The sequence below is a fragment of the Pedobacter metabolipauper genome, assembly GCF_004362715.1.
Classification (GTDB): domain Bacteria; phylum Bacteroidota; class Bacteroidia; order Sphingobacteriales; family Sphingobacteriaceae; genus Pedobacter; species Pedobacter metabolipauper.
The window spans coordinates 57,862-80,577 of the sequence record NZ_SNYC01000008.1; the positions used below are offsets into that span (position 1 = coordinate 57,862).

The following is a 22,716-nucleotide window of genomic DNA, read 5'->3' on the forward strand; positions in this document are numbered from 1 at the left end:
AGGAACTATGTGCCAATATTGTCTCCGCGAAGCTTCCTAAAACGCTTCCGTGCTTCAGTAGTATACATGCTGCCCGAATAATCGTTGATCAGCTTTTGGTACAGCACTTTGGCCTGCTCGTTATCTTTTAAGGTTTTTTCATAAAGCTCGGCAAGGGTAAACAGGGCGTCATCAGCCCAAATACTGGTAGCATGTTTATCAATCAGTTCCTGAAGCATTTTAACCGCGTTGCCAATGTCACTGTTTTTGGTAAAGATCCGCGATTTGGCCATTAAAATATCATCGGTTAAACTGTTGGCCGGATAGGTAATCGCTATACTGTCTAATTTGTGCAGGGCTTCCGTATTGCGGTTCCTGAACAGGAGCATTTCTGCATCGGCATACATCTTAAGCGCATTGCTGTCTACCGTAGATTGCAGGTTGTCCGAAATCAGCAGGCTCAGGTTCAGGGCATCATTGGCAATCAACTGTGACGTAGATGCTTTTAAAACATCAGCCTGCGATTTGGCATAGGCAAAATTACCCTGGTAATAAGAAAGCTTTGCAGACCGGTAATGCGCTTCATTACCGCCCACCTGGTTTTCAAATTGCTTGGCTACCTGTTCATACACCAGAAAAGCCTCCCAGGGCTGCTGCGTTAAAATGTAAATGTCGCCAAGGTCCAGTTTAATCTGACCAAGGTCTGGCTTTGACAAGCCCGGAATGAGCAAGGCGGATTCTAATGCTTTCTCCGCTTTACCCGGTTCATTTAAGTAATAAGCTTGTAAATTAGCCCATTTCTTTAAGGCAAAGACCGTACGTGCCGTCAGTCCAAATTCGTCAATAATACTGTAATAAGCGGTTGCCAGATCTGAAATGGCCTGCTGTTCAAACTTTCCTGAGATGACAAGCTCGTATTTTGCATTGATCATTTCTACCTTTGCCGGTAAAAAATACGGGCTTTCCTTTCCCTTGCCTACAAGATATTCATAGGCTTTAATGGCAGTAAGATAAGCCTGGTTGGCCAGGAATGTATTTGCAGAATTGAAAAGTATGGCACCATCATCTTTTGTACGCTTGTCTTGCGCAATGAGCTGCCGTAAAGCCATTTCATAATCCTGCTGCTGCAGGTACTGCCAAATCAATAGCTTAGTATATGTCTCAACCTGTGGTTCTTTCTGGATCTTTTTAAGTAAAGCTGCCTGCAGGAGCTGGTAGTCAGCATTGTCTTCAAATACATTAGACAACACACTCTCGGCCTGTGGAAGCAGCTCGGGCATGGCTGCCAGGGCATTGAGATATTCCTGGATCAGCATGTTCTTGTCCTTTTTAAAACGGTAAATGCTTAGCAGGTCGTAAGTAAAAGCCTGGTTGTCATTTAAGATCTTCCTGCCTTGCAGAAACGTTGAAATGGCGAGGTCGTAATTCTGGAAACTGTAAAATATGTTTGCCAGTTCACGGATCTTCATGTCGTTAGCAGGCATGTTATTGATCGCTTCGGCATATTTTTTATTGGAAGCAGCAGTTTCGCCTTTTTCCTGGTACAAACGGGCAAACGCAATCGTATAATGTAAGTTTTGCGGGCTTTGTTTAGTTAGCTTTTTAACGATCTTTTCAGCCTCATCCAGCCGTTTCAATTTAATCAATGCATTGTAATAGAGATCAAAATAGGCGTCGCTTTTTGTCCGGGTAAATAGCTTTTCCAATAAGACCACAGCTTCTTCGTACTGGCCTTGCTGGTAATATTGAAAAGCCAGCGCATCGTCTATATTATCCTGTGCAGCAGAAATTAGACAGCAGGCGGAAAATAAAAAAAGTAAAAGGAGCTTCTTCATTGGCTGAGATCAATATAAGCACTAAAATACTGATTTTTGAGCTAGGTTTTTGCTTATTGCCACAACATAAATACACATGAGTATTTTAAATGTTACCGAAATTATCATTTCATCCTTGCATAATTACCTACTTTGAGCATAAGGAAACAGTAATCCAGATCAGGTAACAATATTGGTGTATAACCTTTTTACAGGGCCTGTGTGTGTAGCTTTGTAGTCCGAATATAACTTATGATCGTTTATAAAAGATATCTTCTGTTTTTCTTACTGTCACTTGCCTTTGCATGTAAACAAGGTGACATGAGGATCATACCTGTAGACGATTTCTTTAAATCACAGGATAGATTGGTATACCGGATCTCTCCGGATGGAACCAGTCTGTCGTATTTGGTCCTGGAAGGTAAAAATCAAAATCTATACATCGAGAATATTGCAACGGGCAAAGGCCGCAAGGTTACCCAACTGAAAGAACGGAGCATCAACTTCTATTTTTGGGTAAGCAAAAATGAACTTATTTACTACAAAGAGACCGATCCGCAGAAAAGAAGGTCTGATATCTTTATCATCAATAAAGATGGCAGTAACGAACGCCAGTTAACAAATAATGAAAAGAGCAAGATCCGCGTATTGGAGGATCAGCTGATAGATGATAAATATTTATTGGTTACATCCAATAAAAGAGATTCAACAGTTTTTGATGTGTACCGTTTAAATGTACGCAATGGTGTAATGGAGATGGCCGCTAAGAATCCAGGAAACATTACCGACTGGATTACAGATTCTGAAGGTAAACTGAGACTGGCTACCAGCAGCGACGGTGTAAATGAAACACTCCTTTATCGCGAAAATGAGGGCAGTTCTTTTAAACCCATCATGACAAATAATTTCAAAACTACATTCAGGCCCATTGCTTTTTCTCACAACCAGCCGCATATTATTTATGCAGTTTCTGATGTAAACCGTGATAAGAGTGCGCTGGTAGAGGTAGATTGTCATACAGGTAAAGAACTTAAAGTAGTGTTCGGTAACGATTCTATAAACATTACAGACGCGCAGTACTCCCGGAAAAAGCAAAAGATGTCATTTGTGGTCTATGAAAACTGGAAAAAAGAGAAACACTTTTTGGACGACTCGGTGAAACTCTTGTATACGAACCTGGATCACCTTTTACCAAAAACGGAAACCCGGATCATAGATCGCGATAAGGCAGAAAATGTGTTTATTGTGCGGACGTTTACCGACAGGAACCCCGGATCTTTTTATCTGTATTTTGCAAAGACCGGTCAGCTAAGAAAATTAAGCGACTTTAACTCTGCGATTAAAGTCAATGAAATGAGCGAAATGAAACCGATTAGTTTTGTTTCGAAAGACAGCATGCGCATCCAGGGATACCTGACGCTCCCTGTCAATAAAAAAGCACAAAACCTGCCGGTTGTGGTACTGCCGCATGATGGACCTGGCGGACGGAATAGTTGGGGCTATAATGCCGAAGTTCAGTTTCTGGCGAACCGCGGATATGCTGTTTTTCAGGTAAATTATAGGGGCTCATCCGGATATGGGAAGGCTTTTTTTGCTGCAGGGTTTAAACAATGGGGCTGCAAGATCCAGCAGGATATCAACGATGGGGTGCAATGGCTGATCAATGAAAAGATTGCCAATCCGAAACGAATTGCAATCTATGGATCCGGTTTTGGAGGTAACATCGCATTAAATGCATTATACTCTAAAGGCAGTAACTACACGTGTGCGGCATCAAACTCTGGAGTCATCAACTTGTTTACCTACCTGAAATCCATACCGCCGTTCTTAAAACCAAACCTCCAGATGTATTATGAAATGATTGGAAACCCGGTAACAGATGTAGACCGGATGCGTCAATCCTCCCCGTTATTTCAGGCCGACAGGATCAATGCACCGGTATTTATTGCTCAGAACATTAAAGACCCCAATATAAACTCAGCAGAGACCGTACAATTCATTAAAAACCTTCAAAAAAGAAAGGTGAATGTTACGTACCTCGAAAATGACGGGGTTTCGTTTCCGGGCAGTCACCTGGAGGAAAGACAAAAGTTTTACGCTGCTTTAGAGCAATTCTTAGAAGTTAACCTGAAAAAAAAGTAAATTGGGCTCATGCCATCAGAGAAAAAGAGCGGTTACCGTAAGAATTTTTCGTTGATCCTTACCTTCATCATCCTGATGTCGGTACTGTTTATGCTGTCGCTTGTTCTTGCGTACCGGTTTAGCACGAAGTTTATTGAGAATGAATTTGTATCAGAAAAGGTAAATGTGCTTGAGCAAAGTATTAAGCCCTACAACGATTTCTTTCAGAAAAAACTTCCTGAAGTCTCTTATTATAATGGTTACCTGGATTCTGCTACCGCGTCGAATTTTGTAGATACCGTATTGCTGGAATATCCATTCGTATCGAAGGTTATATTTTACGACTCTGAAGTTCGGAACAGCCCGGTAAATGATGGATTGAATACCGGTAAATTCTCTTTCGGCCCAAAAAGTATTTACCAGTTTGGTAGCCTGGTACCCAAAGATTCTGTCGCCTTATTTTCAAGGGACAATACACGGAACTTCATTGTAGGGGATGATTTTAATACCCTTGCCTTAAAGCTCGCTTCTTATATCGAAAGCCTGGATACCAGCCGGGTGCCCAGTCCCGATGAACTGTTTAGCAATTTCAGTAATGTCCGTTCTAATAAGATCACTTACCTGAATATTCCGAGGGTAGAGGATTTGAAGATGTATAAAAGTATGATGCGGAAAGAACTCGATCCGCAGCCTGTTTATCAGCAGGACATGCTCTCTTTCCACCTGGACCCTTACAAGATCAGGATCATCAATACCCGGCCATTGTTATTCCAGTACATCAAGATTGAACCGCTTACTTATGATCCTTTAGACATTTCTACCTCGTATTTAACAACAGAGATAACCCTGCCGGGCCCATTTTCTGATTATAAGCTTTATTTCATCTCTTCAAAATCATTCATAGATAAAGAGATCAGAAGCTATTTCCTGCCTATTGCACTGGCATTGCTGGTTTTTTATAGTATAGTTGTACTCGTTGCCTTTCTGATTTACAGGAACCTGAACATCAACCAAAAGATGTTTAAGCTGCAGTATGATTTTATGAATAACCTTACCCATGAGTTTAAGACCCCGGTAAGTGTAATTAAAATAGCCGGAAATAACATCAAAAGCGCCACCACGCTTACCGAAAGGGAATTGAAAATGTATGGCAAGATCCTGGATGAAGAAGCAGATAAGTTAAACGGGTTAATGAACAAGCTGCTTGCGTTTACGCAAATTGAGAATAAAGCCATTGAACTGAACCAGGATAAGATCAGCATAGTCGACTTCATTGAAAGTACCATCGAATCGCACCGGTTAAAACATCCCGATTTTAATTTCACCTATGAAACATCCGGATTTAAAACATTTGTTACCGATCCGGTGCTGTTGGGCAGCCTGTTCGATAACCTGGCAGAGAATGCCTATAAATACTCTCCGCCGGAGCGTAAAAAGTTACACATCAGCGCACGGCTGATTAAAGGTAAGGTGGTGCTTCGGTTTACGGATAATGGTATTGGTATACCAGCATCAGAAATTAATAATATATTTAAAAAGTTTTTCCGGATCCAGAACCAATACAATCAAAATGGAAGTGTTGGTCTTGGTTTGGCTTTTTGTAAGGAACTGGTTAACTTTATGAACGGTGAGATCACCGTAAAGAGTAAGGTAAATAAAGGATCAGAGTTTAAGATTGTATTACCGTATATTGATAACGATTAAAAGATATGTCAAAGGGAATTAAAATATTAATAGTTGAAGACGATGAAAATCTAAGGTTTTTAGTGGTACACCGTTTAAAGGCAGAAGGATATGATGTTTTAGAAGTTGGTGATGGTGATGCAGCAGAGCAGACCATCATGAGCGAAAAACCGGATATCGTACTTTTAGACTGGATGCTTCCCGGCAAACAGGGTGCAGAAGTTTGTGAGGAGGTGCGGAAGCTTGGCTTTGATAACCTGATCATCATGATGACTGCCAAGGCGCAGGATGTTGACAAGATCGATGCGTATAACTTCGGTGTTTCTGACTACGTAACCAAACCATTTAACATGGATGTACTTGTAGCCATGCTGGATAGCAAGGTGAAGTTCCTTTTAAATAATGACCGTTCGGAGATTCACCGGTTCGGTAATATGGAGCATCATCCAAATATCCATACCCTGTATAGAAATGGCAAAAAGATAGAACTTACCATATTAGAGAACCGGATCCTATTGTATTTTCTGAGAAATCCAAACAAGGTAATTAACCGCGATGAACTTATGCTTGTGGTATGGGGATACAATTCTGATGTGAACACCAGGACATTGGATATGCACATTGTACGTTTGCGTAAGAAGATTGAATTAAACCCGGATAACCCGCAGTTACTGCAGACGGTTAGGGGTATTGGTTACCGCTTTAATCCGGCTTAGTACTTTTTAAAAGGAAGATCTGCAATAGGCTTCTATGATCTTAATCTGTACGGGTGACATTTGAAGAGTATTAGTTGTGGGATTAAGATCTTGATCTGGCTAATGTTAATTTAAAGAGATCTAAAATAGGTTATATGATCTTAATTTAGCTTCAGTATTTTTTAAAAAGCAGACACAAGGTCTTTAAAAGGAAAAGTAGCTAAACAACAGCATCATCATATATTGCAACAGCATGGTGCCGTCCAGGTAAAGAAAATAATAATATTCATTTTTCTTAATGTTGGCTTTAAAGATCAGCCACCCGGTTATGGACAGACTTAAAGTTACAGCAGCAATATCGGGGTTGGAAGCCTGTCTGAATAAAAGCAGCAAAACAAGATACAGTACCAGCAAGCCCAGGCAAAAGACATATGCCTTCTTCTCTCCCAGCATAACAGGGATTGTTTTAAGTGCATACAACTTGTCCTGAAACAGGTCTCTGATGTCAAAGGGAACAGTAATAGCCGCGATGAACAGGAAGCGCTTGGCCACAAGCAGTAAGGTGTCTGCGGAGGAGATCTGTAAGTTCAGGTTTTTTTCCAGCTCAACAATAGGCAGCAATACACAGCTAACCGACCATACCAGCGCAATTAGAAAAAGTTTAATGCCAGGAATATTCCTTAATCCGATTTGCTGGTTGTTAAGGGTGAGAAAAGGTACATTATAGCCGACTGCCAGCAGACCGGTAAATGCCATTAGCAGTTTTGATTCAATGCTCAGGTACCAAAGGCCCAGAGGAATTAAACACATAATCGAGATCAGGGTGATCGAAATGATCAGCCGGTGGTGTGAAAAGATCCAGCGTACCCGTATGTATGGTGAGCTTTGAGGATTTTTAGGTTTGGCCAGCAGCATGCTGAAATTGTACAGGCCGAGCGTAGAAAAGAATAGAAAAGCAAGAATATACCTGTCCGGCGGAGCTTTCAGTAAATGATAGGTAATTAAACCCTGTGCAACGGCACAGATGGCGATGAAGAGGTTGCTGAAAAGCAGAAAGTCAAGAATAGCAAGTAATACCCTTTTAATCATCTGCAGGAAGCGGGATCTAGTTAAGCCCGCTTCAATTCAAATATCGTTATTTCTGGTAGAATTCCAACTCTTCCAGGGTATCCTAAAAATCCATAACCTACATTCACATACAGCTGCTGATTTTTTTCAGTGTAAAGGCCAGCCCATTCTTTGTAGATATATTGCACAGGGCTCCATTGAAAATGTGCTGTTCGTACACCGAACTGCATGCCGTGGGTGTGGCCGCTAAACATGGCGTCAATTTGAGGATACTTTTCCAGCACTTCTCCACGCCAGTGCGAAGGGTCATGAGAAAGGAGAAGCTTAACCGGAAGGTCGTCCGTATCTTTTGTAGCCAGATCCATTCTTCCATATTTAGGAAAACGGCCCATACCCCAGTTCTCGATCCCTAAAATACCGATCTCTTCCCCGTTAACCTTTAGTCTCCGGTGCTCGTTCATCAGCAGGTCCCAGCCCATGATCTGATGGGTCTTAATGACATCCTGCAGATTCTTGGCTTTGGCAGCAGAGGGCTCCAGTCCAAAATGATATTCACCATAATCATGGTTCCCTAGCGTAGAATATACGCCTAAGGGAGCTTTTACTTTACTGAAGATATCCTGGTAATCTCGCATTTCATTGGCGAGGTTATTCACGATATCGCCGGTAAAAAAGATCAGGTCAGGTTTTTCAGCCATTAACAGTTCCACCCCGCCGCGAACAGCTTTCTGGTTGTAAAAACTTCCGGAATGTATGTCAGAGATCTGACCCAGCCTGATGCCTTCAAATGAAGCCGGAAGATTGGGGAGTACAAGCGTTCTTCGTTTAACTTTATAATCATAAGCCCCGGCGGCAATGCCCCAGGTTAAAGAGGTTAAAGGTACTGCAGCCGTAACGAGTCCGGCTTTGATCAGAAAAGAAGAACGGCTGATTGGTTCCCCAACAGCAATGGGGTTATCCCGGGCAGCTTCTTTTGGTTTTGAAGCACGGATCAAACGGATTACAAGCCGTCTTAGATCGTCGATCAGTAAGAATGGCAGCAAGACCATTTTACACGCTACAGTCAAAAAGAAAGCAACAAGTATAATTGACCTCAGACTTAGATATAAGTTGGCGTAGATGGACGCAAACACCGCAATAACGAGCAGCACGGTATAGGTCCACCAGATTATAGTAAATACTTTCCTGGTGGTTGGTTTCCAGGTTTTAAATACAGCTAAAATTGCACGGTAGCAATAGTAATCAAACGCCAGTAAGAAAACGGATAAAAATAAGAGAAGTGGCAGTCGGCCCATTTATATATACTTAAAATTATCTGAAATCAACATCATCCTCATCATCACCAAGGTCGGTGTTAAATAAACTGTCAAACATGTCAGAAAAACCAAATCCTCCCTCCAGGTATTTCTTACTCAACTGCGAGTGCTCGGCAAGCCCATGCAATACAAATTCCATAAGCAGCAGGGTTTGGTTCTCGCTTAGCTTAGGATGGAATTTCTTAACCAGGTCATACAATCCCGGAATGCCCATCAGTTCTTTCTTATACTTGGAAGCAGTCAAAGAATCCGATATATCCAGGGTGTTGCCCTCAGTAAACCATTCGGTAATGCTATTATACGGGTTGGCGGCTTTACTTTTTTTAGCTTTTTCAGGATCCGGGAAATAGCGTGCAAATAACGTTTTAATGGCTTTGCCGATCAAGGTATTTGCAACTTTTGCAGGGCCTTCCAGTTCACCTTCGTAAACCAGCTCAATTTTACCGGTAACGGCAGGAATGATCCCTGTAAAATCTGACAGGCGGACAAAGGTATTTTTCTCCCTGTTGATCAGCATCCTGCGCTCTGCAGTACTGATCAGGTTTTCATAGGCAGAAATGGTCAACCGTGCAGATACCCCTGATTTTTGATCGATGAATTCACTTTTACGTGCCTCAAATGCAACTTGCTCAACCAGATCTTTAACTAGTCCATCAGCCTCAATGCTTTTTTGCTCATCGGTAAGCTTAGCTTCCTGGAACGTTATTTTCCTGGATATACTGATGGTTTTCGGATAATGTGTTAGGATCTGGCTTTCAATACGGTCTTTCAATGGCGTAACAATAGAGCCCCTGTTTGTGTAATCTTCAGGATTTGCGGTAAAAACAAATTGAACATCTAAAGGCAGGCGAAGTTTAAAACCCCTGATCTGAATGTCTTTTTCCTGCAGCATATTGAACAAGGCAACCTGGATCCTTGCCTGCAGATCGGGAAGTTCATTGATCACGAAGATGCTGCGGTGAGCCCTTGGTATTAATCCAAAATGGATTACACGTTCATCGTTATAGGTTAGTTTAAGCGTAGCTGCTTTGATCGGGTCAACATCACCAATCAAATCGGCAACAGTAACATCAGGAGTAGCAAGCTTCTCGGTATATCTTTCAGAGCGGTGCTGCCAGCTTACCGGAGTTTCATCGCCATGCGCAGCAATCTCTTGTTTGGCATACCATGAAATTGGATTTAATGGATCATCAAAGATCTCACTTCCGGTTACATAAGGTATAAACTCATCAAGTAAGTTTACCATTAAGCGGGCAATCCGTGTTTTCGCCTGTCCGCGTAAACCCAATAACAGGATGTTATGGCGTGAAAGGATAGCGGTTTGAAGTTCCGGGATTACGGTTTCATCGTAACCGAGAATGCCTTCAAAACCAGCTTCTTTGTTTTGAAGCTGCCTGATCAGGTTTTTACGAAGCTCGTCTTTTACCGTTAATGATTTATAGTTTGTGGCTTTTAACTGGCCTAATGTTTTGATATTGTTGTAATCCATGCTTGGTATAAATCAGCTTCTATAATGATTAACGGACAGTTTTTCTGCGGTTCTTAATGTAATCTTCAAATATATATTCACCCAGTCCGGTTAAGGAGCTGTAAAATGCCCTTCCGCCATTGATCTGCGTAAATTCTCTTACAAACTGCTGCAGGTATGGATCCTGTGCAATCATAAAAGTAGTAATGGGAATATTTAACCTTTTGCACTGGGCAGCCATATTCAGTGTCTTGCTGATCACTTTCCTGTCTAAGCCCATGCTGTTTTTATAGTAGCGGCCATTTTCTTTGAGACAGGTAGGCTTACCATCGGTGATCATAAAGATCTGCTTGTTATGGGTTTTTCGGCGGCGTAAAAGATCGGCAGCCAGCTCAAGGCCGGCAAAGGTGTTGGTGTGATACGGACCAACCTGTAAATAGGGAAGGTCTTTAACGGTAATTGGCCAGGCATCATTACCAAAAACGACAATGTCCAGTGTATCTTTAGGATACCTGGTTTTAATTAGTTCTGCCAGCGCCATAGCTACCTTTTTAGCAGGCGTAATGCGGTCTTCACCATACAGGATCATGGAATGGGAAATGTCAATCATCAGCACGGTAGAGGTAAGGGTTTTGAAATCCTTCTCTTCAACTTCCAGATCGCGTTCGGTCAATGTGAAATTACTGATACCATGATTGATCTGTGCATTTTGAATGGAAGCGGTCATGTCAATCTGATCCAGGCTGTCGCCAAAAGTAAACTCGCGGCGGTCTGCATTCTTTTCCTCTCCAATCCCGGAAATATTGCTGTTGTGGTTCCCTTTTCCTGCTTTTTTTAACTTTCCAAAGATCTCTTCCAGGGCAGACTTCCGGATCGTTTGTTCGGTTTTAGACGTGATGCTTAGATCGCCATTGGCCGGGTTCTCATTTAAATAACCTTTTTCCTTAAGGTCATCAATAAAATCGCCCATACCATACTCATTATTGGTCAGCTTATATTTCTTATCCAGTTCATTCATCCATGCCAATGATTCTCCGGCATCTCCGGCAGTATAGTTCAGAAGCTGTGTAAAAAGTTTAAGCAATTCATCAAACCCGCCTTTAGGCAGGTCATCCGGCTGGAAATTAGAAAATTGGAAACCTCTCATATATTCATGATAAACGAATAACAAATTTAAAAGTTTGCTTCCGGACTATTTTAAGGCGGATGTCATTTTATGAAGGCTGTTAACCTATTTAGGCAAACCTTTAGCTAAAGCTTTTTCTGCAGTCCTAACGGCCTTTTTTTCTCTGTAAACCGCATAAGGGGCCTTGAATATCTTTTTAAGGATACTGTCAATACCGCCTTTTACAGCCAGGTTATACACGCTTTCCGCTTTTCTGAGCAAAGAAGCATCCCATGCCCTTAAGCTCAGTGAAAAAGAACCATCAAGATACTTCATCCAATGCCACATTCCGGTAGGCATAAACAGGGTATCACCATGCTCCAGAAAAACTTCATAGCCTTCAACACCCTTAAGCGCGGGGAACTTTTCAAAATCAGGGTTTGCAACGTCATAATCTTCCAGGGCATAGGTTGCATTAGGCAGGCAGTACAAGCGTTCTTTCCATTTGTTGTCAAACAGGATGATGTGCTTTCTACCACCAAAATGCGTGTGGAAGAGATGAGGAAGATCGATATCGTAATGTAAGAAAGTAACGGAGTTGGAACCGCCAAAGAACATAGCCGGCATGCTTTCAATAAAGCCGCCCATGAGGTCTTTAGGAATCTTGATATCATCAATTAAGCTCGGTACGTGTTTAAAAAGATTAAAGAAAAAGATCCTTAATTCTGTAGGTTCCCTTTTAATGAGATCCAGGTAATCGCCAAAGCGCATGTGCGCAACGGCAGCATTGATCGGTTTTGACGGATCTGCCTTTGCATTATCGTATAGAGGGACTTCCAGATCACCGCCTATTTCTTTCAAATAATCAGTTGTCCATTTTTCCCTTGCAGGCCAGCTTTTAGTTAAACCCTTAATGATAAGCGGACGTCCGGCATCTAAATAGTTTTTTTTGAAATCAGCAGGAGAAATGTTTTCGACCGTATCTACCGGCTTTAAAATAAAGCTCATAATTTAGGGAATAAGATACGTGCGAACGACTTAATGCCTATTACCGACCTTATTTAGAACAAACATAGATAAAATACTTGTTAAAACAAGATTACCGGATCATACCGGTTCCTGATTTTGTAACGCTTTATTTGCACGCTTATAAGCCAGCTTCTCTTTCCATTCCATATACTTCTCTCTAAAGTTGGCTTTCATGAAATCATCAAACTTACGCTGAACAGTGAGGTTGTACAGGCTTTTTGTTTTGACAGCCCAGGACTTGTCCCATGCCCTGAGGCTGATGGAGAAAGAACCATCTAAATATTTCATCCAATGCCAGTAACCCGTAGGCATAAACAGTGTATCGCCATGCTCCAGAAAAGCTTCTACCCCCTTAACGCCCTTAAGTGCAGGAAACTGATCAAAATCAGGCTGCTCCACGTCGTAATCTTCTAATGCATAGGTTGCATATGGAATTTGATACAGCCGCTCTTTCCATTTGTTTTCAAATAAGATCACATGCTTGCGCCCGTTAAAATGGGTGTGGAAAATATGCGCAAGATCAATGTCATAATGAAGAAAGGTGACTGAACCCTTTCCACCAAAGAACATATTTGGATAGCTGTCTAAAAAACCGCCCATTAATTCTTTAGGTGCTTTATAATCTGCCAGCAGATCCGGAGCATGTTTAATGGGGTCAAAAAGAAAGATCCGTAAGTCGGTAGGCGTATTTCGGATGAGTTCGATGTAATCCGCAAACTTCATTTCTGCTGCCGAAGCATTGATCGGTTTGGACGGATCAGCTTTTGAACTGTCATACAGCGGAACCGACCGGTCTCCAACTACGGTTTTCATGTAGTCTAAATTCCACTTTTCATAAGCAGGCCAGTTCTTTGACATATTCTTAATGATCAAAGGCCTGCGTGTATTTAAATAGTGTTTTTCAAAATCTTCTTTAGAAATATCATCAACGATATCAATTGGGGATAGATCAAACTTCATATTAATATAAGGTTAAGCCAATGCAAAATTATAGAAAAATGAAAAAGTTGTTCTTCCGCCGTATAAAAATTGAAAAACCCTGACAAAACCCGTTAAAAAAAGAATTTGTATATTTATTAATCTTTTCAACGTTTTAATTGTCATACCCTTACACCTCCTAAACGTTATAGTATGAAAACATCAGTCCGGATCATTTATACGTTCATTGCCATTTTAGGTATCGCCTGCATCTTCTCTTCATTTAAAAGAAATGCAGAAAAACCGGTAGATTTTGCCTTTCCCTATAAGCAGGCGGGATTAACTGAGCGACAGGCTGCGGCCCATCTTTTAAGCCGCTTTACTTACGGTCCAACAAAAGAAGCGGTGGATGAAGTGGTGAAAATGGGATTGGAGCAATGGTTTCAGCAACAGCTGGATGGAAATGTGCCAGACGATTCGCTAAATAAAATGCTGGTCCAGTATGAAGATATCAATCTAACCAACAACCAGGTAGAAGATAAGTATCCCCGGCAGGCAAAGCTTGTGAAGCTGGCCATAAAAGACGGCTCCATTCATCCCGATTCTGTAAATAAAGGCGACCAAAAAGCATATCGGGCACAGCTGAAAATCTATATGGATCTAAAGGGATATAAGCCTGAACAAGAACTAATCCGTCAGTTTATCAATCAAAAGATATTAAGAGCGGCCTATACCAATAACCAGCTTCAGGAATTACTAACCGATTTTTGGTTCAATCATTTTAATGTTTCACTTACAAAGAATCAGTGTGCACTATATGTGCCATCATTTGAACGCGATATTATACGCCCAAATGTTACCGGTAAGTTTAGTGATCTGCTGATTGCTACCGCTAAGTCACCCGCCATGCTGATCTTCCTGGATAATTATACCAGCTCGGGACAGCGGCTTTCTGCGGCAGAACTGGCGGCAAATGCGAATCCGGAAATGATGATGGGGGTTAACCTGAAAAATAGGCCTGCAGATAAAAAGCCCAATGCCCAAAACAAACTTCCCCTAAATTCAGATACAGCAGGTAAGGTTAAAAAAGTACTTAAGAAACCGGGAGCAGGATTAAATGAAAATTATGCACGTGAGGTAATGGAACTCCATACTTTAGGTGTTGATGGTGGCTACACCCAAAATGATGTAACCCAGGCAGCACGGGTGCTAACGGGATGGACCATCGCACCTATTGGTGAGGATGGTAGTTATGGTGCCGGTTATAAAAAAGTAATGGAAAACATCGGAGAGCAGAACCTGGAAAAACGGGGCTTTATACATCAGGGTGATTTCCTGTTTGTACCTACCCGTCATGATAACCAGGAGAAGATGGTTCTTGGAAAACGCTTTCCGGCAAATGGAGGCTATGAAGAAGGAATGCAATTGTTAAACATGCTGGCACATCATCCTTCTACCGCAAAATTCATCTCCACAAAGCTTGCTACCAGGTTTGTAAACGATCAGCCCCCTAAAAGGATCATTGATAAAATGGCGAAAACATTTACCAGTTCAGACGGAGACATCAGGCAGGTGATGATTGCCATGGTTACCTCAGCGGAGTTTTGGAAAGTGGATGCATTGAGAGAAAAGACCAAATCCCCTTTTGAACTCGCAATCAGTGCGGTCCGCAGCCTGGATGCTAACGTAACCCAGCCATATCAGCTCTTCAACTGGATCAACCGGATGGGGCAGAAAATGTATTATTACCAGGCACCAACAGGTTTCCCTGATAAAGGCCAGTACTGGATCAATACCGGGGCCTTGTTAAACCGGATGAATTTCGGTCTTGCATTGGCAGCTCAGCGTATTCCGGGTGTAAAGATCAACCTCTTTGCATTAAACAATAACCACGAACCAGAGAGTGCAGAAGCCGCATTGCTTACCTATAGCAAGCTTATTTTGCCAGAACGTAATTTAGAGAAAACACTGGAACGGTTAAAACCGATGTTGAGTGATCCCAATCTAACAGCCAAAGTTCAGAATGCAGCAGATAAGACCGCAGCACCTCAGCCTGTGCCTTTGCAAAAGCCCGTAATGGGTAATACAAATACCATGGAGATGGGTAATGTGATTAAAGATAAGCCGGTTACAGTTAATCCTAAACAAGCATTGATTGCAAACAATAACATGCTGGCACAAGTAGTGGGCGTGATCATCGGATCACCAGAATTTCAACGCAAGTAAAACTTAAAACGACGATCATGACATCAAGAAGAGGATTTATAAAAGCAGGAGGATTGGCATTATTTGGCATCGGACTGGGTGGTATCCCTGGGTTTCTTGCAGATGCTGTTGCCGGAACGAAAACCCCCGCGTTGTTTAAAAGGAAGAAAGTATTGGTTTGTATCTTTCAGCGCGGTGCAATGGATGGCCTGGCTGCGGTAACGCCTTTTACGGACGAATATTTAAAGGCTGCCCGGCCTACGCTATTTATGTCTGCCGCAAAGGGATCAGCAAATAAACCACTGATTGATCTGGACGGACGTTTTGGACTGCACCCTTCCATGAGCGCGTTTGAAACGGTGTTTCGGGAAAAAAGAATGTCTATTGTTCATGGTATCGGCTCTCCAAATACTACCCGGTCACATTTTGATGCCCAGGACTATATGGAGTCTGGTACCCCGTTTAAAAAGGGAACTGAAAGTGGCTGGTTAAACCGGGCAGTCGGTTTACTTGGACATGAGGCTGCAACCCCTTTTCAGGGGGTAAGCTTAACATCATCATTGCCACGTTCATTTTACGGATATAACCCGGCGGTGGCCATCAGCAACCTGCAGGATTTTAACATCCAGATGAAGGGAAATACCCAGGCTGTAAACATGACGGCCAAAAGCTTTGAAGATCTGTACGACCAAACCTCTTCCGGACTGTTAAAGGAAACCGGAAAGGAGAGTTTTGATGCCATCAAGATGCTGCAGAAAATAGATTCCAAGAATTATAAACCTGAAAATAATGCCGTATATCCAAATACCGGATTGGGCAATTCGCTGAAACAAATTGCACAGCTGATTAAGATGGATGTAGGAATGGAAGTTGCATTTACAGAGTCTGGCGGATGGGATACCCACTTTAACCAGGGTACTGAAACTGGCATATTCGCCCGGAATGTAAACGATCTTAGCGAAAGCATGATGGCTTTTTGGGCAGACATGGGTACTTTACAGGATGATGTAACCGTAATGACCATGACTGAATTTGGACGTACTGTAAAACAAAATGGTACCGGAGGCACAGACCATGGCAGGGCTTCCTGCAATTTTATTTTGGGCAATGCCGTAAATGGCGGATTGGTACACGGACTGGTAAATCCTTTGGCTGTTGAAAACCTGGAAGATGGGCGTGACCTTGCGGTAACGACAGATTTTCGCGGTGTATTTAGTGAAGTGGCAGACCGTCACCTGGGCATCCACAATGATAAGGTCCTGTTCCCCGATTGGAGCGGCAAGAAAATCGGTGTAATGCGCTAGGTTTCTGCTTGTATCTTTTCTGCAGCAAGGGCCTTGTCTTCTGATGTAGCTTCCGGAATGTCGTTTTTATGAAGGGCTACAGGATCATACTGTAAATTGATGCACATCGGGAAATGATCTGAGCCGCATCTTTCAAGCCTGTTAATTCCGGTTAACGTAAAGTCTGGGGAGCAGAAAACATGATCCAGCGGAAAACGTAAAAAGAAATACTTGGCATTAAAGGTATTGAAGAAGCCGCGTCCTTTACGTGGGTCCAGTAATCCGCTGATCTTTGAAAAAAGCTCAGTCGTGTAACTCCATGCCACATCATTCAAATCCCCGACAACAATGGTTGGCCCTTTGGTATCCTTTGCCTTTTTAGCAACCATCAATATTTCTTTATCCCGCTCTGTAGATTGTGGATTTTCTTGTGGAACGGGAGGGCGTGGATGTAAACAGAACAATTTTACCAGGTCTCCGGAAGGTAATTTAACTTCCGTTTCAATAGACGGAATGTCGTCTTCTACCAGGTAACGTACAGCACCATCTACCAACTCGAACCTCGAGTATAATAACATGCCGTATGTATTTTCCAGAGGTACTTTAATTTGATGCGGATAATCTTTACCGATGCGGTCCATCTGCTCCATCCACCATTTATTTGTTTCTACCATCAAGAGCAGGTCTGGATTGCATTGCTTAATTAGCGTATGGTAGGAATCAGATTCTTTATTTTCCTGATATACATTCGCGATGAGCAGTTTAATATTTATATCTCCGGGGGCCTTTCTGCTGCCTACGATCTGTTTACCGGATAAAACGGTGAATGGAAAGATGAGCCAGCCGAGGTAAGCCAGGTTAAGGCACAGTACACCAAGCATCACATATTCCCTGCTTGCATTTAAAGGAATAAAAATAACATAGATCAGGATCAATACCAGGTTAACCGTAAGCTTTTGCAAACGGGGATATTCAAAAACCCGAAAGATCCAAAAATCATGGCGTATCAGCGGAACAAGAGAGGCCATTACGATAAAGAGTCCGGTGTAAAACAGGACGTTTTGAAGCAGATCCAAAAAATGAATCTAGAAAAAGTTAATTAAGCTTCCTACAATGGCCATAACCAGGGCGATGATCACAGCAGGGGCAAAACCTTTGATCTGGAAATCGGAGAATAATATGTCGGCAATTTTAATCATCACCGCAGTAACAAAAAGGTGGATTACGAACGAAAGCAAACCAAGAGTAACCACATTCATCGGGAAGCGGATCAGCCAGCCAATGGTTGCATTTAAGAGTCCAATAACCAGGGCCACAAGAATGGCTGTTGTATAGTTTTTGATGGTTACAGTCGGCAGAATGTAAGTCATACCTAGTAAAATCCCGGCATTGATCAGCAATAGAATAATGAAACTCATAGTTTTTAGTTGTTTGAATGCAATATTCAAAAATCAATCCAAAAATATGCGGAAACCGCTAAATAATTTAGTTAGGTAACCTTAGCTGTTCTTAAATATTTAGAAAACCGGAGAGGGAAGAACCGTTTTAACCAAACTCCTTTTACCTCTTTACCGCCTATATATACCTCTTCTTTATGTTGTTGAATGGCTTGAATAATTTTCTCCGCACATGCTGCAGGAAGCATTCCGTTTTCCTGTGCAGCGTCCATTGTGCCTTGTGGGGAACCGTCTGAAGTTAGCGCATTGATGGTAATGTTTGTTTTGATAAAACCCGGACAGGCAATGGTAATATGGATATTTTTATCAAAGACTTCCAGTCGCAGGGAATCAAAGTAACCATGTAAAGCATGTTTGGATGCAGAATAGGCGGAGCGCATGCGTGTTCCAAATTTACCAACCAGGCTGCTGATGCAGACAATGTTTCCACCTCCTTTGGCAATCATAACAGGTAGTACAATCTTGGTTAAAGCTACCGTACCCCAGAAGTTTACATTCATCAGGCGTTGTTCTGTAGCCAAATCTGTTTCAACGGCCAGGCTCCGCTGGCTGATCCCTCCGCTGTGGATTAAGATATCTATGTAACCGAAAATGCGAATGGCTTCTTCAGCTTTTCCTGCCAACGCATCGGTGTTTTCAAGGTCGATCGGTAATACATGAATATTAACCGGGTTCTTGCAGGCCATTTTAACCCGGTATAACTCATCGCGGTTACGCGACGAGATAATTAGCCTTACACCCATTTTGTTGTAAGCATAAACCAGTGCTTCTCCAATACCGGAAGATGCACCGGTGATCCATACTACTTTATTTTTCATCCGTATTAATTATAGTGATCGTCGTGTATTAAAAAAAGCTCCGAGGCAATATAGTCTGCAAATAGTTTGCCGTCGGCAGTTAGGGTCAGGTGTTCATCCTGATGTGTTAACCACTGTCTTTCCAGGAATGGCTTGATGTTTTTCAATGTATCTTTATGAAAGGCTTTACCGAAATCGGCTTCAATCTTATTCAAGCTCGTTCCCCACATGGTACGTAAGGAGGTCATCACGTATTCATTGAACCGGTCGTATTGATCGAGTTCTTCGATGGTCTCTGCAAGTTTACCTTCCTGCAGCTGATTGAGGTATGCCGCATTATTTGCGATGTTTAAATACCGGGTCTGACCATCAAAGCCATGTGCAGATGGCCCGATCCCTAAATAGGGTACACCACGCCAGTAATTGGTATTGTGTACCGCATATTTGCCAGGCTTGCTGAAGTTGGAGATCTCATAATGCTCAAAGCCGCCTGCTTTCAATTTATCTATGAGCGTAATGAATTGCTCGGCACTTTGCTCATCGTTCAGCGGCACCTCTTTACCTCTTTTAATGGAGCTGGCCAATGCCGTTCGGGGTTCAACAGTTAAAGAATAGGCTGAAATGTGCGGCGTTTCAAACTCAATGGCTTTATTTATATTCCGAAGCCATTTACTGTCCGTTAATAAGGGATAGCCATAAATCAGATCAATGCTTAAGTTTTCAAAACCGGCATCCTGACTCCGCTTAATACAGGTTTCGGCTTCGCTGGAATTGTGTGCACGGTTCATCCAGATCAGGTCTTCATCAAAAAAGGACTGGATGCCTATACTGAAACGGTTTACGGGTAACTGTCGCAATTCACTGATCTTTTTTGCATCCAGATCATCCGGGTTCGCTTCTATTGTGATCTCTGCATCCGAAGAAACTGAGAAATGAGTGGTAATGGTATTGAATATTTTTTCGAAGGCTTTGGATGGGAGTACAGAAGGGGTGCCGCCGCCAAAATAAATGGTTCCGACCTGATCCGTGATCCTGTCCTTTTTTTTAATGATCTCTGAGCAGATGGCATCCGTCATCTCATCCACATACTTCAGCGAAGTGCTAAAATGAAAATCGCAGTAGGTGCATGCTTTTTTACAAAAAGGTATGTGAATATAAATCCCGGCCATCTGGCAAAAGTAAGGTATAAATCCGTCTCTTTATACTTCACTTTATTTATTCCTTCTGGTTTCATCTGATAGATAGTATCATTGGGATAAGCTAATATAATCGATGAGTGTGTGGTAATAAGCTGGCTGAAAATGTATCAGTTTAGTTGACGCAAGCATTTAAAAACATATATATATATTATCATTTAATTTACATTTAACATCTGTTAAGATATGAAAGATATGAGTCTGAACTATAGAATGCTCATCTGTCTTTCGCGCTATACGAATTGATACACTTTAATAGTAAATTCATGAAAAATAAATTAGTAAATTCCTCTTTCGTAATATTGGTGATCATCTGCAGCCTGCTCTGCACTGGTTGCGCTCCAAAACGACAAGCTGTTCAACTTTTGTTACGTTCCTCTCCCTGGCATTTTTCGGAAGGATCAGCACTCAGTGCACTCTCACCGGAAAAAACAAGTGGAACTTTCACTGCGCCGTCTGACAGCAGCAGTTTTACCATCAAAATGTCGGTCAATCTAAAAAGGGAAAACTCCATCAAGAATCTTCTTCAAATTCCAGGTGTACTGAATATGAAGACCTTTCAACATGATGCGAAGGATCGAAAAATTCAAAACTATCCAGCTTATCCAATGCCTGATGGCTCTATTCCTGTACTCGAAGCCGCTCTCCGGCTTCATTCTCCTACTGAACCTAAAGGCGCAAGTGACATGCCCATAGGTATTCCCTTAGCGATGTTGGAAAAATCCGAAGGGGAGCATGAGGTGTTGCTTCATTTCTCTGGTGTGAGATGGACCTTGTATCTTGACAACGAGCTTCTTGACAACGACTTCGCCTTAGGCTACCCAAAATGGGGAAAACAAAGCACTTGGGAAATAGATCCTTCACTTGTTTCAAAGGCTGAAATTTTCTTCCCGGGAATTGAGCCACAAAAAGTGGCATTGAAAATACCCCGCTCTTCAGCTGAGATTCAGTATTGGACGCCTCAGGGACATAATACCTGGGTAGGCGACGTCGTAACTTTCTATCATAACGGACGTTATCACCTATTTTATTTATTTGATCGCCGGGGTCATTCCAGCAAATTTGGAAAAGGGGCGCATTATTTCGAGCACCTCTCAACAACTGACTTCAAAACATGGACCGAACACGAAGCTGCGACTCCTATAGAGGAACAATGGGAAACATTCGGGACCGGAACACCTTTTATCTTTAACAATAAACTTTGTGTTAGTTACGGCCTGCACACTACAAGGATCTATCCTAAGGAACAAACCACGCTACCCTTACAGTGGGATTACTACAATAAACATGGCGTTACAGGCTCCTTCCGCTATGATACCATTCCTGGCTATCCGGCCGGGTCCACTTATTCCATCAGTGAAGATGGTATTAGTAATTTCAAGAAAACAAAAATATTATTCCATCCTTGTGAAAACCCAAGTGTTTATACAGACCCCGAAGGACGCTTACGCATGTTAGCGAACTATGGAGCGAAAGGAACCTGGGAATCAAAATCCATAGATGGAGGTTGGAGATCTGTTAATCAGGAATTTCCTCCAGGGGGCGACTGCACATTCTTCTTCCGCTGGAGAAATTTTGATTACGTTATTGGTGGTTTTACCGGCTTTTGGTTAAAGCCGGTAAGTGCACCGGAAGATAAATTTGTAGATGGCGTTAAAGCGGGGCTGGACTTTTACAATGGAATGAACGTGCCAGCCGTGACAGAAATAAACGACGGCCGTTTCTTATTGGCCGGCTGGATTCCCATGGGGCGCTGGGGTGGAGCATTGACTATTCATGAAATGGTTCAATCACCTGAAGGTAGAATTGGGACAAAATGGATGGAGGAAATAATTCCTGCAACCCATAAAGAAAAATCATTGGCGAAAGAAATTAAAGAGACTTCCTCTTTTGCCACAGGATCTCCCTCTTTCCTGCTAACATTTGATGTAGAGCCTGGTACAGATTTGTCTGGAAAACTCGGTGCACTTTTTCTGGGTGCAGATGGTGAAAATCAAGCTTGTGAAGTCCAAATTAGCCCAAAAGCGAAAAAAGCACAATATGGAAAAGGACAACTTCAGAATTTCTCAGGTGTCGAGAAATCATTGCGTGAGGGAGGTTCTCCAAGCAGTGCACGTAATTACGCGATTGAAAATTTGATCAATACGGATAAACCGTTTACTGTTCGCATGATTGTCAAATATGAAGATAAATTTGGCGGTTCACAGATCGACACTGAAATTGCAGGTCAACGCACAATGATCGCTTTCCGCACGGATTTAAAGGTCGAGAAACTCCTGTTAAGATCGGAAGAAACCGGGATCAAAAATGTCAAAATAGCGGCACTTAAAAATTAAGAAACGAGTCATATAGTCATCGTTTTAACAGGTGACTATATGACTTAAATTATTGCAAATATTTGCTTTAATCGATGGCACTTGTATCTTATGTACTCAAGTTTGCGGTCTTATAAGAAATGGATTTTACCTTACCATTTGAAAGTTAAACTTTCAAATGGTAAGGTTGTAGCTCTAAAATCGTGTAATTTGAAAGTTTAACTTATTTTTGTTGTGCTTTAATGATACAACCTTTTCAAACGAAAA

At 42.1% G+C, this 22,716-nt stretch carries 17 protein-coding genes; 6 read left to right on the plus strand and 11 right to left on the minus strand.

Annotation, left to right across the window (positions count from 1 at the left end):
* Nucleotides 1–5: 5 nt before the first annotated feature.
* Nucleotides 6–1,814: a tetratricopeptide repeat protein gene (locus ATK78_RS20715; protein ID WP_133578049.1), complete on the minus strand. Its 1,809-nt coding sequence runs from the start codon at nt 1,812–1,814 to the stop codon at nt 6–8.
* A gap of 300 nt (nt 1,815–2,114) precedes the next feature.
* Here ATK78_RS20715 and ATK78_RS20720 point away from each other — a divergent pair, with 300 nt between their 5' ends.
* From ATK78_RS20720 to ATK78_RS20730, 3 genes are read left to right on the plus strand one after another with little or no spacing between them, the layout of a single operon-like run.
* Nucleotides 2,115–3,935, plus strand: a complete 1,821-nt coding sequence (locus ATK78_RS20720) for a S9 family peptidase (RefSeq protein ID WP_243732594.1) — start codon at nt 2,115–2,117, stop codon at nt 3,933–3,935.
* Between the two features lie 9 nt (nt 3,936–3,944).
* On the plus strand, nt 3,945–5,618 hold the full coding sequence (locus ATK78_RS20725; protein ID WP_133578051.1) for a sensor histidine kinase: 1,674 nt from the start codon (nt 3,945–3,947) through the stop codon (nt 5,616–5,618).
* A gap of 5 nt (nt 5,619–5,623) precedes the next feature.
* Nucleotides 5,624–6,313, plus strand: a complete 690-nt coding sequence (locus ATK78_RS20730; protein WP_133578052.1) for a response regulator transcription factor — start codon at nt 5,624–5,626, stop codon at nt 6,311–6,313.
* Between the two features lie 183 nt (nt 6,314–6,496).
* On the opposite strand, the gene ATK78_RS20735 is transcribed toward ATK78_RS20730, so the two are convergent.
* The 6 genes from ATK78_RS20735 to ATK78_RS20760 form a co-directional block, all read right to left on the minus strand.
* Nucleotides 6,497–7,381: a UbiA prenyltransferase family protein gene (locus ATK78_RS20735; protein WP_133578053.1), complete on the minus strand. Its 885-nt coding sequence runs from the start codon at nt 7,379–7,381 to the stop codon at nt 6,497–6,499.
* Nucleotides 7,382–7,401: 20 nt separating this feature from the next.
* Nucleotides 7,402–8,655, minus strand: coding sequence for a metallophosphoesterase (locus tag ATK78_RS20740; RefSeq protein ID WP_133578054.1), 1,254 nt, complete (start codon nt 8,653–8,655; stop codon nt 7,402–7,404).
* A gap of 16 nt (nt 8,656–8,671) precedes the next feature.
* On the minus strand, nt 8,672–10,165 hold the full coding sequence (locus ATK78_RS20745; RefSeq protein WP_133578055.1) for a sigma 54-interacting transcriptional regulator: 1,494 nt from the start codon (nt 10,163–10,165) through the stop codon (nt 8,672–8,674).
* Between the two features lie 28 nt (nt 10,166–10,193).
* Nucleotides 10,194–11,291: a vWA domain-containing protein gene (locus ATK78_RS20750; RefSeq protein ID WP_133578056.1), complete on the minus strand. Its 1,098-nt coding sequence runs from the start codon at nt 11,289–11,291 to the stop codon at nt 10,194–10,196.
* An 84-nt stretch (nt 11,292–11,375) separates the two neighbouring features.
* On the minus strand, nt 11,376–12,257 hold the full coding sequence (locus ATK78_RS20755) for a cupin-like domain-containing protein (RefSeq protein WP_133578057.1): 882 nt from the start codon (nt 12,255–12,257) through the stop codon (nt 11,376–11,378).
* A 99-nt stretch (nt 12,258–12,356) separates the two neighbouring features.
* On the minus strand, nt 12,357–13,238 hold the full coding sequence (locus ATK78_RS20760; protein WP_133578058.1) for a cupin-like domain-containing protein: 882 nt from the start codon (nt 13,236–13,238) through the stop codon (nt 12,357–12,359).
* Nucleotides 13,239–13,409: 171 nt separating this feature from the next.
* On the opposite strand from ATK78_RS20760, the gene ATK78_RS20765 reads away from it, so the two are divergent.
* Both ATK78_RS20765 and ATK78_RS20770 read left to right on the plus strand, forming a co-directional pair.
* Nucleotides 13,410–15,422 carry a DUF1800 domain-containing protein gene (locus ATK78_RS20765; protein ID WP_133578059.1) on the plus strand — a complete coding sequence of 671 codons (2,013 nt, stop codon included), beginning with the start codon at nt 13,410–13,412 and terminating at the stop codon, nt 15,420–15,422.
* A 17-nt stretch (nt 15,423–15,439) separates the two neighbouring features.
* Nucleotides 15,440–16,705 carry a DUF1501 domain-containing protein gene (locus ATK78_RS20770; protein WP_133578060.1) on the plus strand — a complete coding sequence of 422 codons (1,266 nt, stop codon included), beginning with the start codon at nt 15,440–15,442 and terminating at the stop codon, nt 16,703–16,705.
* Here ATK78_RS20770 and ATK78_RS20775 read toward each other — a convergent pair.
* The 4 genes from ATK78_RS20775 to hemW form a co-directional block, all read right to left on the minus strand.
* Entirely contained in the window at nt 16,702–17,760 is a 1,059-nt protein-coding gene (locus tag ATK78_RS20775) for an endonuclease/exonuclease/phosphatase family protein (protein WP_243732595.1), read from the minus strand. The two genes, ATK78_RS20770 and ATK78_RS20775, sit on opposite strands and share 4 nt — an antisense overlap.
* A gap of 9 nt (nt 17,761–17,769) precedes the next feature.
* Nucleotides 17,770–18,102: a phage holin family protein gene (locus ATK78_RS20780; RefSeq protein ID WP_133578061.1), complete on the minus strand. Its 333-nt coding sequence runs from the start codon at nt 18,100–18,102 to the stop codon at nt 17,770–17,772.
* A gap of 71 nt (nt 18,103–18,173) precedes the next feature.
* Nucleotides 18,174–18,959: an SDR family oxidoreductase gene (locus ATK78_RS20785; RefSeq protein WP_133578062.1), complete on the minus strand. Its 786-nt coding sequence runs from the start codon at nt 18,957–18,959 to the stop codon at nt 18,174–18,176.
* A gap of 5 nt (nt 18,960–18,964) precedes the next feature.
* Entirely contained in the window at nt 18,965–20,107 is a 1,143-nt protein-coding gene (gene hemW / locus ATK78_RS20790) for a radical SAM family heme chaperone HemW (RefSeq protein ID WP_133578063.1), read from the minus strand.
* A 293-nt stretch (nt 20,108–20,400) separates the two neighbouring features.
* On the opposite strand from hemW, the gene ATK78_RS20795 reads away from it, so the two are divergent.
* A complete protein-coding gene (locus ATK78_RS20795; RefSeq protein ID WP_133578064.1) occupies nt 20,401–22,470 on the plus strand; it encodes a glycoside hydrolase family protein in 2,070 nt (689 codons plus the stop codon).
* Nucleotides 22,471–22,716 lie beyond the last annotated feature (246 nt).